Annotated in this window: 17 protein-coding genes; 8 read left to right on the top strand and 9 right to left on the bottom strand. The window is 69.3% G+C overall.

The window, feature by feature from the left end; all coding sequences use genetic code 11:
* Positions 1 to 70: 70 nt before the first annotated feature.
* Both LDL49_RS39135 and LDL49_RS39130 read right to left on the bottom strand, forming a co-directional pair.
* Positions 71 to 466, bottom strand: a complete 396-nt coding sequence (locus LDL49_RS39135) for a hypothetical protein (RefSeq protein WP_225299211.1) — start codon at positions 464 to 466, stop codon at positions 71 to 73.
* Between the two features lie 42 nt (positions 467 to 508).
* On the bottom strand, positions 509 to 1,318 hold the full coding sequence (locus LDL49_RS39130) for a TIGR03619 family F420-dependent LLM class oxidoreductase (protein ID WP_225299209.1): 810 nt from the start codon (positions 1,316 to 1,318) through the stop codon (positions 509 to 511).
* Positions 1,319 to 1,413: 95 nt separating this feature from the next.
* On the opposite strand from LDL49_RS39130, the gene LDL49_RS39125 reads away from it, so the two are divergent.
* Together LDL49_RS39125 and LDL49_RS39120 are read left to right on the top strand one after the other, a co-directional pair.
* The gene (locus tag LDL49_RS39125; RefSeq protein WP_225299207.1) at positions 1,414 to 2,661 is read left to right on the top strand and encodes an LLM class flavin-dependent oxidoreductase; all 1,248 of its coding nucleotides are present in this window, start codon (positions 1,414 to 1,416) and stop codon (positions 2,659 to 2,661) included.
* Positions 2,658 to 3,527 carry a TIGR03619 family F420-dependent LLM class oxidoreductase gene (locus LDL49_RS39120; RefSeq protein WP_225299205.1) on the top strand — a complete coding sequence of 290 codons (870 nt, stop codon included), beginning with the start codon at positions 2,658 to 2,660 and terminating at the stop codon, positions 3,525 to 3,527. The genes LDL49_RS39125 and LDL49_RS39120 overlap by 4 nt, the downstream gene beginning before the upstream one ends.
* Before the next feature lie 142 nt (positions 3,528 to 3,669).
* On the opposite strand, the gene LDL49_RS39115 is transcribed toward LDL49_RS39120, so the two are convergent.
* On the bottom strand, positions 3,670 to 4,428 hold the full coding sequence (locus LDL49_RS39115; protein ID WP_225299204.1) for an NADPH-dependent F420 reductase: 759 nt from the start codon (positions 4,426 to 4,428) through the stop codon (positions 3,670 to 3,672).
* On the opposite strand from LDL49_RS39115, the gene LDL49_RS39110 reads away from it, so the two are divergent.
* Positions 4,427 to 4,792 carry a winged helix-turn-helix transcriptional regulator gene (locus LDL49_RS39110; RefSeq protein ID WP_225299201.1) on the top strand — a complete coding sequence of 122 codons (366 nt, stop codon included), beginning with the start codon at positions 4,427 to 4,429 and terminating at the stop codon, positions 4,790 to 4,792. The genes LDL49_RS39115 and LDL49_RS39110 overlap by 2 nt on opposite strands.
* Positions 4,793 to 4,815: 23 nt before the next feature.
* On the opposite strand, the gene LDL49_RS39105 is transcribed toward LDL49_RS39110, so the two are convergent.
* Positions 4,816 to 5,397, bottom strand: a complete 582-nt coding sequence (locus LDL49_RS39105) for a TetR/AcrR family transcriptional regulator (RefSeq protein WP_308016250.1) — start codon at positions 5,395 to 5,397, stop codon at positions 4,816 to 4,818.
* A 141-nt stretch (positions 5,398 to 5,538) separates the two neighbouring features.
* Between LDL49_RS39105 and LDL49_RS39100 the strand changes: the two genes are divergently transcribed.
* The 3 genes from LDL49_RS39100 (at position 5,539) to LDL49_RS39090 (ending at position 7,359) form a co-directional block, all read left to right on the top strand.
* Complete coding sequence (locus LDL49_RS39100) at positions 5,539 to 6,069, top strand: hypothetical protein (protein WP_225299199.1); 531 nt, start codon at positions 5,539 to 5,541, stop codon at positions 6,067 to 6,069.
* Between the two features lie 103 nt (positions 6,070 to 6,172).
* Complete coding sequence (locus LDL49_RS39095) at positions 6,173 to 6,985, top strand: HipA family kinase (protein ID WP_225299197.1); 813 nt, start codon at positions 6,173 to 6,175, stop codon at positions 6,983 to 6,985.
* Positions 6,982 to 7,359, top strand: a complete 378-nt coding sequence (locus tag LDL49_RS39090; protein ID WP_225299195.1) for a DUF3037 domain-containing protein — start codon at positions 6,982 to 6,984, stop codon at positions 7,357 to 7,359. Before LDL49_RS39095 ends, LDL49_RS39090 begins: the two co-directional genes overlap by 4 nt.
* A gap of 173 nt (positions 7,360 to 7,532) precedes the next feature.
* Here LDL49_RS39090 and LDL49_RS39085 read toward each other — a convergent pair whose 3' ends face one another.
* Positions 7,533 to 8,474 carry a helix-turn-helix domain-containing protein gene (locus LDL49_RS39085; RefSeq protein WP_263656091.1) on the bottom strand — a complete coding sequence of 314 codons (942 nt, stop codon included), beginning with the start codon at positions 8,472 to 8,474 and terminating at the stop codon, positions 7,533 to 7,535.
* Positions 8,475 to 8,636: 162 nt separating this feature from the next.
* On the opposite strand from LDL49_RS39085, the gene LDL49_RS39080 reads away from it, so the two are divergent.
* A complete protein-coding gene (locus LDL49_RS39080) occupies positions 8,637 to 9,512 on the top strand; it encodes an NAD(P)-dependent oxidoreductase (protein WP_225299191.1) in 876 nt (291 codons plus the stop codon).
* On the top strand, positions 9,509 to 10,090 hold the full coding sequence (locus tag LDL49_RS39075; protein ID WP_225299189.1) for a DinB family protein: 582 nt from the start codon (positions 9,509 to 9,511) through the stop codon (positions 10,088 to 10,090). Before LDL49_RS39080 ends, LDL49_RS39075 begins: the two co-directional genes overlap by 4 nt.
* Positions 10,091 to 10,273: 183 nt before the next feature.
* Here LDL49_RS39075 and LDL49_RS39070 read toward each other — a convergent pair whose 3' ends face one another.
* The 4 genes from LDL49_RS39070 to dxr form a co-directional block, all read right to left on the bottom strand.
* The gene (locus LDL49_RS39070; RefSeq protein ID WP_225299473.1) at positions 10,274 to 11,116 is read right to left on the bottom strand and encodes a GNAT family N-acetyltransferase; all 843 of its coding nucleotides are present in this window, start codon (positions 11,114 to 11,116) and stop codon (positions 10,274 to 10,276) included.
* A gap of 36 nt (positions 11,117 to 11,152) precedes the next feature.
* On the bottom strand, positions 11,153 to 12,769 hold the full coding sequence (locus tag LDL49_RS39065; protein WP_225299187.1) for an alpha/beta hydrolase: 1,617 nt from the start codon (positions 12,767 to 12,769) through the stop codon (positions 11,153 to 11,155).
* A 275-nt stretch (positions 12,770 to 13,044) separates the two neighbouring features.
* On the bottom strand, positions 13,045 to 14,196 hold the full coding sequence (gene ispG / locus LDL49_RS39060; protein WP_225299185.1) for a flavodoxin-dependent (E)-4-hydroxy-3-methylbut-2-enyl-diphosphate synthase: 1,152 nt from the start codon (positions 14,194 to 14,196) through the stop codon (positions 13,045 to 13,047).
* Between the two features lie 79 nt (positions 14,197 to 14,275).
* Complete coding sequence (gene dxr / locus LDL49_RS39055) at positions 14,276 to 15,469, bottom strand: 1-deoxy-D-xylulose-5-phosphate reductoisomerase (protein WP_225299183.1); 1,194 nt, start codon at positions 15,467 to 15,469, stop codon at positions 14,276 to 14,278.
* Positions 15,470 to 15,563: the final 94 nt, after the last annotated feature.

The following is a 15,563-nucleotide window of genomic DNA, read 5'->3' as shown; positions in this document are numbered from 1 at the left end:
AACTGAAGGCAACGGACGCCGGACAGTCAACGGTGATCGACGCAATGCCGCCTGACCGTGACACATCCCGTCAAGAATGTCGTGAGAGCGTGCCTGAATAGGTAATGTCCGTGTCACCCTGACGTGTCATCTTGATGACCACCTGGTCCGGCTCCGGTGTCGGGAACACCCGCAGCGTCCCCGGCACGCACCCCTCGCCCCTGACCCGGTCGAGCGCGAACACGAGTCTGCCCCTGGTCGGGCTCAGCCGCCCCGAACACCGCAGCCCCGCCCCCCACCGCAGAGCCGAGCCGCCGTCCGCCAACTCCATCGCCACCGGGAAGCCGGGCTCTGTGTCTGCCGACCCCGTCCACTGTCCGGCCAGCCCGGGGCTCTGCGCCCCCCGCAACCAGAGCACGAACCCGGCCACCCCCATGGCCAGCCCGACACCGGCCACGACCACCTGCCACGCCCGTGCCCGCCGCATCGCCTCGACCTCCTCCGGGAAGCCTCCGAGAGTACGGCAGTCTCAGATCAGCTGGGCGTACTGGTCGAGCAGCGGCAGGATCTCGTCGGCCGAGCCGATGGGCAGGCTGGCCACCGACTCCTCGATGCCCAGCTCGGCGTAGTAGTCGAGTTTCTCCCTGGTCGGCAACGTCCCGAAGGGGATGACCTTGGCCATCGGCCGGCCGGCCTTCTCGCAGGCTTCGCGCAGGGCGGGCAGCGCGGCCTTGATCCCCTTGCCGCCGATCGGGATCCAGCCGTCGGCCCACTCGGCGACGTGCGCGAACAGCTTCGGACCCGCCGCGCCGCCGATGTAGACGGGCGGGTCGGAGATCGGCTTGGGCCACGACCACGACGGCTCGAACCCCTCGAACTCGGCCACCTCGTCCCGCCACAGCTTCCGCATGGCCAGGACGTTGGCCCGCGCGACCTCGCGCCGCCGGTCGTACGCCACGCCGTGGTTCTCGATCTCCTCCACGTTCCAGCCGAAGCCGACGCCGACCACCACCCGCCCGCCGGAGAGGTGGTCGAGGGTGGCGATCGCCTTGGCCGTCACGATGGGGTCGCGCTGGGCGGCGAGCAGGATGCCGGTGCCGACGACCAGCCGCTCGGTGGCGGCGGCGGCGAACGACAGCGCGACGAGCGGGTCCAGCACGCGCTTGTACTCCTCGGGCAGCTCGTCCAGCCCCATCGGGTGCGGTGTGCGCCGCGAGACCGGGATGTGCGTGTGCTCCGGCACGTAGAGGGAGTGGAATCCGCGCTCCTCGGCCGCCTTGGCCAGATCCACGACCGGCATGCCCAGATCCGTGGTGAACATGGTGACACCAAGCCGCATACGACTCTCCTTGACGTCAACCAAGCGATTGCTCGGCTAAGATTTCTAGAGTAGCTTGCCGGTCAGAGAAGCGCCCCGCGGAAAGAGGTCTCCCGGTGAAGTTTTCCATCTTCCTGAATCCGCAGATTCCAGGCTCCGGATACGCGGCCGAGGAGAACGCCAAGGCCAAGCGGCCCATCGGACGTGACACGGAGTCGTACCAGAATCTGCTGCACGAGGTACGGGAGATAGCCGTCCACGCCGACCAGATCGGCTTCGACGCGCTGATGATGACCGAGCACCACTTCCACTCGGAAGGCATGGAGTTCTCGGTCAACCCGCTGATGTTCCTCACCGACCTCGCGGCCAGGACCGAACGCATCCTGCTCGCCCCGCTCGGCATGGTGCTGCCGGCCTGGGACCCCATCCGGGCGGCGGAGGACGTGGCGCTGCTCGACCAGTTCTGCAAGGGACGGCTCCGGCTGGGCGTGGCCAGGGGCTACCAGAACCGGTGGATGAACGTACTGGGTCAGCGCTGGCACGCGGCGGCCGCCCGCTCCGACGGCTCGGCCTCCGACACGCGGAACTTCGACGTCTTCGGCGAGGTGCTGAAGATCATGAAGATGGCCTGGACTCAGGAGACGCTCCGCTACAAGTCCGACGTACTGGACTACGAGGTGCCCTATCCGTTCGACGGCATCGAGGGCTGGCCCGCCTTGGAGTGGACCAAGACGTTCGGCGCCCCCGGTGAGATCTCGGACGACGACAAGGTGCAGGCCATCTCGGTCTGCCCGCGGCCGTACCAGAACCCGCATCCCGAGCTGTGGCAGCCGTTCACGATCTCCGACCGCTCGGTCATCAGGGCCGCGCAGGAGAACATCCTGCCGTGGATGTTCACCCCGAACCCCGACGACCACGCCGCCAAGGCCAAGCTCTACCAGGAGGAATCCGCCCGGCAGGGCCGCGACTACAAGCTGGGCGAGCACACCGGCATCCTCAAGATCGTCGGCATCGCGGACACGACCGAGGAGGCGATCAACACCTTCGGCCGGAGCATCCCCAAGGACTTCGCCGCCTTCTTCGGCCCGTTCGGCTACCTGGAGGTGCTGCGGAAGAAGGAGGACGAGAAACACAAGCCCATCTCCCCCGAGAAGGGCGACGCCAAGCGCATGAACGACGTGGAGATGGCGCTGTTCGGCACCCCCGACGACGTCAAGCGCGGCATCCAGCGGATGCTCGACCGGATGCCCGACCTGGAGTGGTTCGGCCTCTACATGCAGGGACAGCAGGGCGTGTTGCCGCTCGACACGGTCAAGCGGAACCTCGAGATGTTCGCCACCAAGGTCATTCCGGAGTTCCAGTGAGATTCTGGCTGGGCGCCTCGTTCGCGGACACCGACCAGTTCCTGGAGCTGGCCAGGACGGCTGAAAGGTGCGGGTTCGACACGCTCACCCTGTCGGACCACCTCTTCTACGCCGACTTCGCGACGCCGTACCCCTATTCCAAGTCCGGCAAGCCCCGCTGGACCGCCGAGACGCACTGGCCGGACGTGTGGGTGACGATCGGCGCGATGTCCGCGGTGACCACCACGCTGCGCTTCGCCCCCAACGTCTACATCGCCCCGGCCCGCGACCTGTTCACCGTGGCCAAGCAGGTGTCCACGGCGGCGGTGCTGTCGCGGGACCGCGTTTCGTTCGGGGTGGGCGTCGGGTGGTGCGCGGAGGAGTTCGCCGCCACCGGCCAGGACTTCCACACGCGTGGGCGGCGGCTCAACGAGATGATCCCGGTCCTCCGGGACCTCTGGACCGGCGGTACCGTCACGATCGACGGCCTGCCCGAACTGTCCATCTCGCCCACCCCCGCCGAGCCTATCCCGGTCATGGTGGGCGGCGACAGCGAGGCGGCGCTGCGCCGGGCGGCCAAGCTGGGCGACGGCTGGATCGGCAACCGCATCTACACGGAGGAGCAGCTCGACACCGTGCTCGACTCCTTACGGGGGTGGCTGGACGAGTACGGCAGGACCGGGCCGTTCGAGATCATCGCCCCGCTGGCGGTGCTGCCGGACGCCGACACATACCGGCACTTCGCCGCCAAGGGCGTCACCGGGACGATGGCCGCCCCGTGGTGGCTGGCCGCCCCGGAGGAGAAGCAGCGGTACGGCGAGGGCACCCTGGAGCTGAAGATCGCCACCATGGAACGCTTCGCGGAGGAGATCATCGCGAAGATGTGACCCCTGCCGCGGCCGGCCGTCTGTGCAAGCAAGGCCCGGCCCGCTGGAGATCTCCGGAGCGGGTGAGTCGCGGTGGGGGCATCAGGGGTGAACGAGAGGGCCGCGAGGTCGAGGTCACGACCCTCTCCGGTGGTCTGCCGGCTTAGCCGACCGCCGTCTGTGCTGCTCGAAGGAGTGCCGGATCCACATCGGGAACGGCGAGTCTCGGGTTGTGACCCGCCGCGACGACTCTCATGACGAATCCGGCGGCCTCCTCCAGCTGCCGGGCGCAGTTGAGTCCACCGACCACCGCGGGCCGGGCACCAAGATCTTGGATAAGCGCCGCAGCGCGATCGAGAGCACTTGAGTCGTCGCCGCAGATCGCCACGACCGGCGCCGACTCCTGCGGACCCACGTACGGCCACGAGGCTCCTGCGAACAGGTGGAGCCCCTTGACCACGTGTGCGTCGGGAGCCGTATCCGCCACGAGTGTTGCCGCCGAGCCGGCCACTGGCTTCAGCTCACCGGTTGTGTAGTCGACGGGGTTGGTGCAGTCGATCACGGCCTTGCCGGCCAGTGACCCCTCGGGAGCGCCGACGAGAGACAATGCCGCCCGCAGCCCCTCCCAAGCGACCGCGACCACGAGCACGTCGACCTGAGCCGCGAGGTCTGCGGGGTCGACAGCCTTCGCCACCGGACCGATCTGGTCGGCGGTCGCTTTGGCGTGCAGGGGGTCGCGCCCTGTCACCAGCAGTGAGTGACCTGCCGAAGCCCAGGCTCGGCCAAGCGTCACGGCGAGGTTTCCAGTGCCCAAGATTCCTATGTTCACAGCGATCTCCTCTGTCTCGAAGCTGTGTTCTTGGGACGCTACGAATGGCGCTCCTACCGTTTGGTAGGGGCGCGAGGCGATACTGGGTTTCATGCTCGAAGGGTCCTGCCAGACATTCATCTCCGACTGCCAGGTGCGCGCGGCGGCCGAACTCATCAGCCACGCTTGGGATCCTGTCGTGCTCTCGGCGCTGCGCCTGGGGCCAACGCGACGCAAGGACCTGCTCACGAGGATCGCGGGAGTCAGCGACAAGGTGCTGACTCAGGCGCTAGATCGTCTCCAGGCACGCGGGCTCGTCGTGAGAGGCGGCAGCGCCGACCCAGTGTCAGCGCACACAGGCGCGGTCTACCGGCTCTCCACGCTGGGGGAATCGTTCACCGATGGGCCCCTCGCGCACCTCGCACAGTGGGCCGCCGACAACCAAGACGATCTCGTCGGCCGATCAACGACGTCATGACCATGGTGGCGTTCCAGGCGTCGTCATGAGGGGGCGGCTGGAGGCAGGCCCAGCTCGGCCATGGCCAGGTCGACCAGGGAGCCCGGCACCTCGTCCGCCGCCCCGATGCGCACCAACGCGGCCAGCCCGAGGTAGCCGCCGTAGGCCGCCAGCACCCGCCTGCGCGCCTCCCCCTCCGGCTGGCCGAGCTCCCGCAGTACCTCCTGCATGAAGTCCAGGCGGCGCCGGCTCACCCGCCGCACCACCTCGCCGACCAGCGGATCGTCCACCTCGCTGATCAGCCGGAACGAGATCGCCGCATTCTCCGCGTCACCGAAGGCCAGGTCCAGCAGGGTCCGCATGCGCGTCACCGGCTCGTCGAGCGACTCCAGCCGGGCGATGACGCGCTCGGTCCCTGCCTCCCATTGCGCCAGCGCCGCCTCGACCAGCGCCCGGCGGTTGGCGAAGTGCCAGTAGAAGCTGCCCTTGGAGACGCCGAGCCGTACCGCGACAGGCTCCACCGCCACCGCGCCCAGGCCACCCTCCGCGAGCGCCGCCAGCGCGGCTCTCGCCCAGTCGTCCGGCCCCAACCGCTCCGCCGTCCCACGCTTGTCTCTCTCAGCCACCCCATGCCTCCCCCCGCTCGACCGCCTCCGCCGACGGACACCGTCCCCGCTCCGACAGCCTGCCATACGGCGGCGCATAGTCGCCTCCATACGCAACCGTATGGAGGCCGCGAGCAGGCCCCGAGCGCGAGGAGCCCCCCAATGCCGACGCTGGTAGACGACTTCATCCCCCGCCCGGACGCGGCGGAGCGGCACTCGATCGTGATCAACGCCTCCCGCGACCGCGTCTGGCAGGCGATCACGAACCTGGGCCCCCGGGACGTCCGCCTGGCCAAGCCGCTGTTCGCCGTCCGGCGGCTGATCGACCGCTCCCCCGGCGACCGGCCGAAGCGGAACCTGCCCGACTTCACCCCACTGGCCGAGGACCCGATGCGGGAGCTCGTCGTCGGGACGGTCGGGCAGTGGTGGCGGCTCGGCCGCGCCGAGCGCACCCCGGCGATCAGTGACGTGGCCGCGTTCCGGGCCCTCGACCAGCCCGGGTACGCGAAGGCGACGTTCAGCTTCCTGCTGGACGACGCGGGGTCGGGGCGCATCCGCCTGGTCACCGAGACGAGGGTCCTCGCCACCAGCCCCGACGCCCGCCGCGCCTTCCGCCGCTACTGGATCGTCATCCGCCTGGGCAGCGGCCTGATCCGCCGCATCATGCTCTCCGCCATCCGGGCCCGCACCTGACCGCCCGCGCGAGGACACACATACACCACCATGGCTGAACGTGCCGGTCGGCGAGGTAGCGGGGCGGGGCGGGAGTGCTCACACAGGGCGATAACCTCGTGTCGTGCTGGATAAGATCGCGGCGACCCGTTACGTGACGCCGTTGCGCGAGGGCGGGTCGCTGCCGGGCGTGGTCGAGGCGGATGATCTCGGCACATACGTGGTGAAGTTCCGGGGAGCGGGCCAGGGCCGCCGGGTGCTCGTGGCGGAGATCATCTCGGGCGAGCTGGCCAGGCGGCTCGGACTCCGCACTCCCGAGATCAAGCTGATCGACCTCGACCCGCAGATCGCCATCCGGGAGCCCGACGAGGAAGTGCAGGACCTGCTCAAGGCGAGCACCGGCCTCAACCTGGCGATCGACTTCCTGCCCGGCTCCCTCGGATTCGAGCCGCTGACGTGGACGCCCGACCGGATGTTCGCCTCGCGGGTGGTCTGGTTCGACGGCCTGATCCACAACGTCGACCGCAGCTGGCGCAACCCCAACCTGCTCGTCTGGCACCGCGACATCTGGCTGATCGACCACGGCGCGGCGCTCTGGTTCCACCACAACTGGCGGACGGCCGACCCGCGACGGCCGTTCGACGTGGGAGACCATGTGCTGGCGCCGTTCGCCACCCATCTTGAGGCAGCGGGGGCCGAGCTCGCCGCGAAGATCACTCCGGAGCTCCTGGAGACCGTCACCGCGCTGGTGCCCGACGAATGGCTCGACGACGAGCCCGGCTTCGACTCGGCGCAGGCCGTCCGCGACGGCTATGTCGACCACCTGCTCCAGCGCGCGCGGGCACCGTACGAGTGGCTGAGACCGCCCGAGACCCCGGTCGGCGGCCCCACGGGGCCGGCCTCCGTCGGCGAGTTCTGGCGGGGAGGCGACCGATGAGCAGGGACGTCTACGAGTACGCGGTGATCCGCGTGATGCCACGCGTCGAGCGCGGCGAGCTGATCAACGCGGGCGTGCTGCTCTACTGCCAGCCACGCGACTACCTCTGCGCGCGGGTCGATCTCGACGCGGCCCGGCTGCGCGCCCTCGACCCGGTGGTGGACATCGACGGTGTACGACAGGCGCTCAGCGCCTACGAACTGGCCTGCGGCGAGGAGGCCGGACCACTGGCCAAGGAGTCGCTCGGCGGAAGGTTCCGCTGGCTGACGGCACCGCGCAGCACGATCGTGCAGACCGGCCCGGTGCACGCCGGTCTCACCGCCGACCCGGACACCGAGCTGGCCAGACTCTTCGACAAGCTGGTCCGGCTCTGACCCCCTGACCCCAGACAGACGCACCAGCAAGACACACCGGACCGACTGGGTCGGGGGTGCACGGGCACGGCGCATCCGCGGATAGCAGCCTCAACCCGCGCCACACGAACGTGCTCCCCGCCCGCCCGCCCGGCCGTGCGGGCGGGGAGCGGTTCTCTCCTGCCGCCCGCAGTTCATGCCGGGTCCTTGTCGCCGGCAGGAAAGGTCCGGCGATATGCGGTGGGTGAGACCCCGACATGCTGGGCGAAGTGGTGGCGCAGGTTGTTGGCGGTTCCCAACCCGCTGCGTTCGCTGATCTGGTCGATGGGCAGGTAAGTGCTCTCCAGAAGCTCCTGTGCGCGGGCCAGGCGCTGGTGGAGCAGCCATCTCATGGGGCTGGTGCCTGTTGCGGCCTGAAGGTGCCGATGGAAGGTGCGCGCGCTCATCCCGGCACGCGCGGCAAGGTCGTCGACGGTGAGTGGCTGATGAAGATTTTCTGCCGCCCACTGCAGGACGGGGGCGATTCCGTCGTCGGTCACGGGGAGGGCCTGCTCCACGAATTGGGCCTGGCCGCCCGGCCGATGCGCGGGGACCACCAGGCGGCGGGCGAGCTGGTTGGCCACATGCGCGCCGAGGTCACGGCGGACCAGGTGCAGGCACAGGTCGAGCCCGCCGCTGAGCCCCGCGCTGGTGAGCACCTCGCCGTCGTCGACATACAGCACGGTAGCGTCGACCCGCACTTGGGGATATCGCTCCGCCAGGGCACGGGTGTGCGCCCAGTGGGCGGTGGCGGGACGGCCGTCGAGGAGTCCCGCGGCGGCAAGGGCGAACGCGCCATTGCACAGGGACACCATGCGCGCCCCGGCCGCGGCGGCCCGGCGCAGGGCATCGATCAGTTCGGCGGGGAGGTCGCGCTCGCCGTGAAGGCACTCCTCCGGCACGGCGGGGACGATCACGGTGTCGACTTTCGTCAGCTCGTCCAGTCCGTACGGCGCATCCAGCACGAAACCCGGCTGAGACGAGGCGACGCCCTGGCGCACCCCGCACAAGCGCAGCTCATACCAGGGGTCGGCCAGATCGGTATGGGCCACACCGAAAACTGCGGTGGCGATCCCCAGCTCGTACAGGTCCCACATGGGGATGGCGTCGTCGATCACCACAAGGGCGACGGTTCCGGCACTCACTCCCGCATCATATGGCGGGAATTTGGTGAAGGTCGGCATTCCTGCCGCTGGTGACGGGTGCTTCGCGGCTGCCATCGTGGTCGTTCGAAAGCACCATCTACCTGGGAAGTCGATATGAATAACACTGCCGTTGCGGTCATCGGTCTGGGAATGATGGGCCAGGCGCTGGCTGCCGCGTTCGTCAATGCCGCGCGCCCGACGACCGTCTGGAACCGCACACAGGGGAAGGCCGAGCATCTGATCGAGATGGGCGCGAGCCAGGCGCCGACAGTCACCGCCGCTGTCACGGCCGCCCCGCTTGTGATCATCTGCGTGCGCGACTACGACGCCGTCCGCGAATTGCTGGCGCCGGCCGAAGCACACCTGTCCGGCCGGGTCCTGGTCAATCTCACCTCGGGAGCCTCGGACGAGGCACGTGCGATGGCCGAGTGGGCGGCCGAACGCGGAGCCGGCTATCTGGACGGGGCGATCATGATGACGCCGCCAGGCATCGGCGCACCCCAGACGGTCATCCTCTACGGAGGATCACCGGAACTGTATGAGGTGCACGAGAAGACCCTTGCCGTGCTGGGCGGTGGGACGACCCTGCTGAGCTACGACGTCGGCATTCCCTCACTGTATGACGTCGCGTTGCTCGGCATCATGTGGTCGACGTTCAACGGGTTCATGCACGCGGCGGCGCTGCTGAACACCGAGAAGATCGCGGCGACCGATTTCATGCCGCTCGCCGGAGACTGGCTCACGGGTGTGGCGTCGTTCCTGACGGCCTATGCGCACCAGATCGACGAAGGCGAGTACGCAGCCTCGGACGCCACCTTGGAGACACAACTACCTCCGCTTTCGCATCTCCTCCACGAGAGCCGGATCCGCGGCATCGACGCCACCATGCACGAGTACACCAAGACGCTGATCGATGAGGCGATCGCGAACGGCCACGCCCTGGACAGCTATGCGCGAATCATCGAGCACTTCAGGACGCCCGCGGCATGAACACCTCCTGGCCTGACCTGGTGACCGAAGCGGCCGCCGTGTCCACCATGATCCTTGAGGAGGGAGCCGAGCGCGACTGGTCACACAACGCCTCAGGGCTGGACTGGACCTGTCGCAACACCCTCGACCACGTCGTATTGGGCGTGGTCGGCTACGCCGGACTGCTCATCGCGCGCCCCGCCGACCGGTACATCACGCTCTTCGCCTCACTCGACCCGCAGGCGGCCATCTGTGAGTGTCTGGAAGGTGTCGGGATTGCGGCCACCATTCTGGGCTCCGCCGTACGCGATGCCGATGACCAGGTTCGCGCCTGGCATCCCTGGGGTCACTCCGACGGCCCTGGATTCGCGGCCATGGGAGTGGTCGAACTGCTCATGCACACTGCTGACATCGCCCGCGGACTCGGACTCGACTGGCGGCCGCCGGAACACCTGTGCACCCCCGTGGTGCGGCGCCTGTTCCCGGAGGCACCGAGCGGCCACAACCCGGCCGACACCCTGCTGTGGTGCACCGGCCGCGCCGCCCTTCCTGGTCACGGCCGCAGAAGCCGGTGGCAGTGGGACGGAACCGTCCGCTGAGACGTCCGCCGACGCATCCCGGGAGCGGACCGGATCCGCCGGACCGTCATCGGCGAGACCGGCGGGCTGACCGGAGTGCCGGGCTTCGTCCCCAGACCTCCTCACCTGGTCGCCGCCACCAGGGAGGACGACGACCTCATCGCTGTGCCAGCGACTCCCCGATCCCCATCACCAAGATCATGGCTAGAAGAGTACGGACATGAACGTGTCGACCTCGTGGAAACCCACCTTCCGGTAGACCGCCCGCGCCGAGTGGTTGAAGTCGTTGACGTACAGCGAGACCACAGGGGCGAAGCAGTCCAGGGCGGCGTCCACCACCGCCGCCATCCCGGCCACCGCGTGCCCCCGACCGCGCAGCGCGGGATCGACCCACACCCCCTGGATCTGGCAGGCATGGGGAGTGACCGCCCCGACCTCCGCCTTGAACACCACGCGCCCGTCGTCGATGCGCGCGTAGGACCGGCCGATGCGGATCAGCTCGGCCACCCTGGTCCGGTAGAGGGCGCCGCCGTCGCCGAGGTTGGGTGAGACCCCCACTTCCTCGGTGAACATCGAGACGCAGGCGGGCAGCAGGGTCTCGAACTGGTCCGGGCGGACCCGCCGGACCAGCGGATCGGCGGGCACGGGCGACCTGCGCGAGGTGGCCATGACCGGCTGTGCCCAGCGGATCGTGCGGGCCCGGCCCCAGTACGGCTCCAGGCGCTCCCACAGCAGCGAGACCGCGTCGGCGGGACCCACGATGGACGAGCAGCGGCGGCCCTGCTTGCGGGCGCGGTCGGCGAACGCGTGCACAGCTTCGGGGCCGGCGTTGACCGGCACCATGTTTGCCCCCGCGTAGCAGAGCGAGACAAGCCCGCCGCGCGGCCCGAACCCCCACATCTGCCCGCCCAGCCGCGCCGGATTGAGTCCGACGGTCCGCACCCGGGAGGAGACGAAGACGTTGGCGACCGGATCGAAGTCGAGCAAGGCAAGGGCTTCGTCCCGGTCGCTGTCATCGAGCACACGCGACGCCGATGTACGCAGCATCACATGGTCAGACTACGCGAACGACCACCGAATAGCTCATCTGGTGAGGAGCTCGGTGCGCCTTTCGTGACCAAGAGGACTAACGGCCGCCATATGGGCCGTGGGCTTGGGCGCCGGCAGCTTGTCACAGTTGGCAGTGTGCCGCGGCACCGTGCCGTCGACCAGGTACGCGACGAGGTGGCGGTCCACGCACTGGTTCCCCGACAGCGAGGACCCGTGGTTGCCGCCCGCGTCGACGACCATGCGGGCGCTCGGGAACCGTTTGCGCATGTTCAGGGCGCCTTGGTACGGCGTCGCGGCGTCGTCCTTCGACTGGATCATCAGGATCGGGGGCAGCCGCTTGGACGCGTTGATCTTGACCGGGGTGCCGCCCGGCACGGACCAGAACGCGCACGGGGCGTTGTACCAGGCGTTGGACCAGGTGAGGAACGGCGCCTGCCGGTACGTCCGGGTCATGTCCGTCCGCCACTTCTCCCAGGACCTGGGCCACTGGGCGTCGCGGCACTGCACGCTCAGGTAGATGGCGTAGCCGTTCTCCTCGTCGGCGTCCGGCTTGCCGTACTTGTTGTAGACGTCGACCAGTGCCTTCCCGTCGGCCTGCCGCACGTACCTGGACCAGGCGGCGGCGAGGTCGGGCCAGATCCTGTCGGTGTAGCCGGCCACGGTGAACGCGTCGTCGAGCTCGCTCGGGCCGACCACTCCGGCGGCCGGGCGGTCGTGCAGCCTGGAGCGCATCGCGTACCAGGCGAACGAGGTCTGGGCGAGCGAGCCGCCGAGCTTGTAGACGGCGTTGTTCTTGGCGGTCCAGGCCAGGAAGGCACGGTGCCTGCGCTCGAAGGCGCGGTCCTGGGCCAGGTTGGCCTTGTACCAGACGCCGTCCGGGTCGACCGTGCTGTCCAGGACGAGGTGCTTGACCCGGTCGGGGAAGAGCGTGGCGTAGACGGCGCCGATGTAGGTGCCGTAGGAGTAGCCGAGGAAGCTGATCTGCGGCTCGCCGAGGGCCACGCGGATGCTGTCCATGTCGCGGGCGGTGTTCTCGGTGGTCAGGTAGGGCAGCAGCCACGCGTACAGGTCGCCGCACCGGCTGGCGTATTCGCCGGCCCTGCCGAGCAGCACCTTCTCGTCTTCCTCATTGCGCGGCACCGCGTCGGGCCTGGGCGCGGCGTAGTAGACGGCGGGGTCGACGCAGTGCATGGCGGGTTCGCTGTTGCCTACGCCGCGCGGGTCGAAGCCGATGATGTCGTACCGGTCGGCGGCCTTCTGCGAGAGCGTCGCCGACACGTACTCGGCCAGCGACCGGCCCGAGGCACCCGGCCCGCCGGGGTTGACCAGCAGCGGCCCCAGGTAGTCGCCGTCGCGCGGCACCTTGGCCTTGATCCGGTTGAGCGCCAGCGTGATCGACTGCCCCATCGGCTCGTTGTAGTCGAGCGGCACCCGCACGGAGGCGCACTCGACGCCGCTCACCGCGGGCGCGGGCCGGCTGACGACCGTCCCAGGATCGGCCTTCTCCGACGACGAAGCCGACGCCACCGGGCAGGCCCCCCAGTCCAGTCCCGAACTCCCGGCGCTCCCGGCAGCCACAGCGCTACTCGCTCCCCCGAGCACCGGCACCAGCATCGCCATCCCGACGATCACTCTTACGACCCGCTTCACACGGCCTCCCCTTCGATCGGCAGACCGATGGTCCCGGAGTAACCGAGTCATGACGCTGGGTATGGAAGAACGCTTACCATTCTGTAATCGCCCAATTGCCCGCCGTAACGCTGTCGTCGACGGTCAGGGTGCCCGATTTGCCCCGCCTCTGGCCAAGAGTGCGCACGTCACGGCGCCGCACCACCTCCACCGGAGGAGCGTGCCCCTGGACAGGGCTCAGCCCGGTCGGCGTCTGGGGCCGACCGGGCTGAGCCGTAAAAAATAGGAGTTTTGAATCAGCCGACGACAACCTCCGGCTCGCCGTCGAGCGCGATGCCCATCGAGTCGGCGATGCGCAGAGCCTCGTCGATCAGGGTCTCCACGATCTGCGACTCGGGGACCGTCTTCACGACCTCGCCCTTGACGAAGATCTGCCCCTTGCCGTTGCCCGAGGCCACGCCCAGGTCGGCCTCGCGGGCCTCGCCCGGCCCGTTGACGACGCAGCCCATGACGGCCACCCGCAGCGGCACCTTCAGCCCCTCGAGCCCCGCCTGCACCTGCTCCGCCAGCGTGTAGACGTCGACCTGCGCCCGCCCGCACGACGGGCACGAGACGATCTCCAGCCCGCGCTCCCGCAGCCCCAGCGACTCCAGGATCTGCGTGCCGACCTTGACCTCCTCGACCGGCGGCGCCGACAGCGAGACGCGGATGGTGTCGCCGATGCCCTCCGCTAGCAGCGCGCCGAACGCGACCGCCGACTTGATCGTGCCCTGGAAGGCCGGACCCGCCTCGGTCACGCCCAGGTGCAGCGGGTAGTCGCACTGGGCGGCCAGCAGCCGGTACGCGTTGATCATGACGACGGGGTCGTTGTGCTTGACCGAGATCTTGATGTCGCGGAACCCGTGCTCCTCGAACAGCGAGCACTCCCACAGCGCCGACTCGGTCAGCGCCTCGGGGGTCGCCTTGCCGTATTTCTGCAGCAACCGGGGGTCGAGCGAGCCGGCGTTGACGCCGATGCGGATCGGCACACCGTGATCGGCCGCGGCCCGAGCGATCTCGCCCACCTTGTCATCAAATTTCTTGATGTTGCCGGGGTTGACGCGTACCGCCGCGCAGCCCGCCTCGATGGCCGCGAACACGTACTTCGGCTGGAAGTGGATGTCGGCGATGACCGGGATCTGCGACTTGCGGGCGATGACGGGCAGCGCGTCGGCGTCGTCCTGGGACGGCACGGCCACCCGCACGATCTGGCACCCCGAGGCGGTCAGCTCGGCGATCTGCTGCAAGGTGGCGTTGATGTCGGCGGTCACCGTGGTGGTCATCGACTGCACGGAGACCGGCGCGTCACCACCGACCGGGACGTTGCCGACCATGATCTGGCGGGAGTGCCGGCGTTGGGCGAGCGGCTTGGGACGGACCGTGGGGATGCCGAGTGCTACAGAAGACATTTCAACCCTTGAGTTTCGGTAACGGTATCCAGTGTAGGTAGCCCGTGGGACTGCCGGGCTGTGAGCTCCGTCCCAGGCCTCATCCGCCGGCCGCGCGCCGTACGAGCTCGCTAGCGCGAGTGCGAGCCCAGGCGTCGGCGGCGAGCACCTCCTCGACCGAGTCCGCGGGGGTCACCCGGTGCTCTTCGACGACCTTGGCGACCGTGTCGACGATCGCCGGGAACCGCAGCCCGCCGCCGATGAACGCCTCCAGGCACGCCTCGTTGGCCGCGTTGTAGACGGCGGGCGCGGTGCCGCCCTCGGTGCCGACGTGCCTGGCCAGCGCGACGGCGGGGAATGCCTCGTCGTCGAGCGGCTCGAAGGTCCACTGCTGGGCCCGGGTCCAGTCGATGGGGGCCGCGGCGCCCGCGATCCGCTCGGGGTGGCCGAGCGCGAGCGCGATGGGCAGCCGCATGTCCGGCGGGCTGGCCTGGGCGATGGTGGAGCCGTCGATGTACTCGACCATGGAGTGGATGATCGACTGGGGATGCACCACGACCTCGATCCGGTCGAAGCCGATGTCGAACAGCAGGTGCGCCTCGATCACCTCCAGCCCCTTGTTGACCAGGGTGGCCGAGTTGATGGTGATCATGGGACCCATGGACCAGGTGGGGTGCGCCAGGGCCATCTCGGGTGTGACGTCGAACAGGTCGGCGCGCTTGCGCCCCCTGAACGGCCCGCCGCTCGCAGTGATGACCAGCCGCTTGACCGCCTCGGGCCGGTGACCGTCGGGGCCGCCGGCCCACAGGCACTGCTGCACGGCCGAGTGCTCGGAGTCGACGGGCAGGATCTGCCCCGGCGCGGCCAGCCGCTTGACCAGCGGCCCGCCGATGATCAGCGACTCCTTGTTGGCCAGGGCGAGCGTCCGGCCCGCCTCCAGCGCGACCAGCGTGGAGGTCAGGCCGAGCGCGCCGGTGATCCCGTTGAGCACCGTGTCGCACGGCCACGCCGCCGCCTCCGCGACCCCTTCGGGGCCCGCGAGCACCACCGGGCTCGCGCCGCGCGCCGCGAGCGCCTCCTTCAGCGCTGGTACGGCCTCGGCGTCGGCCACGGCCACCACCTCGGCGCCGTGCTCGGCCGCCTGCTCGGCGAGCAGCTCGACCTTCCCGCCACCGGCCGCGAGCCCGGCGACCCTGAACCTGCCCGGCTCGGCGCCGATGACGTCGAGCGCCTGGGTGCCGATCGAGCCGGTGGAGCCGAGGACGACGACGGAGCGGAGGGTGTCTGCGTGCACCCGTCCATTGTCCCCGCTGCCGGAAGCGACCCGGCACGCGCCTCCCCCGTCGCTGAATATGGCAACGCCTGTGACACCAGATATTCATCTACAT

It is taken from the genome of Nonomuraea aurantiaca (assembly GCF_020215705.1).
Taxonomy (GTDB): Bacteria; Actinomycetota; Actinomycetes; order Streptosporangiales; family Streptosporangiaceae; genus Nonomuraea; species Nonomuraea aurantiaca.
This window is presented reverse-complemented; position numbering and strand designations above follow the sequence as displayed.

What these genes read in the sequence shown, in the direction of transcription:
- LDL49_RS39135 (WP_225299211.1), bottom strand. Translation starts at nt 466, where the DNA reads ATGCGGCGGGCACGGGCGTGGCAGGTGGTCGTGGCCGGTGTCGGGCTG.
- LDL49_RS39130 (WP_225299209.1), bottom strand. Translation starts at nt 1,318, where the DNA reads ATGCGGCTTGGTGTCACCATGTTCACCACGGATCTGGGCATGCCGGTC.
- LDL49_RS39110 (WP_225299201.1), top strand. Translation starts at nt 4,427, where the DNA reads ATGCTCGAAGGGTCCTGCCAGACATTCATCTCCGACTGCCAGGTGCGC.
- LDL49_RS39115 (WP_225299204.1), bottom strand. Translation starts at nt 4,428, where the DNA reads ATGAAACCCAGTATCGCCTCGCGCCCCTACCAAACGGTAGGAGCGCCA.
- LDL49_RS39100 (WP_225299199.1), top strand. Translation starts at nt 5,539, where the DNA reads ATGCCGACGCTGGTAGACGACTTCATCCCCCGCCCGGACGCGGCGGAG.
- LDL49_RS39090 (WP_225299195.1), top strand. Translation starts at nt 6,982, where the DNA reads ATGAGCAGGGACGTCTACGAGTACGCGGTGATCCGCGTGATGCCACGC.
- LDL49_RS39085 (WP_263656091.1), bottom strand. Translation starts at nt 8,474, where the DNA reads ATGTGGGACCTGTACGAGCTGGGGATCGCCACCGCAGTTTTCGGTGTG.
- LDL49_RS39080 (WP_225299191.1), top strand. Translation starts at nt 8,637, where the DNA reads ATGAATAACACTGCCGTTGCGGTCATCGGTCTGGGAATGATGGGCCAG.
- LDL49_RS39075 (WP_225299189.1), top strand. Translation starts at nt 9,509, where the DNA reads ATGAACACCTCCTGGCCTGACCTGGTGACCGAAGCGGCCGCCGTGTCC.
- LDL49_RS39070 (WP_225299473.1), bottom strand. Translation starts at nt 11,116, where the DNA reads ATGCTGCGTACATCGGCGTCGCGTGTGCTCGATGACAGCGACCGGGAC.
- ispG (WP_225299185.1), bottom strand. Translation starts at nt 14,196, where the DNA reads ATGTCTTCTGTAGCACTCGGCATCCCCACGGTCCGTCCCAAGCCGCTC.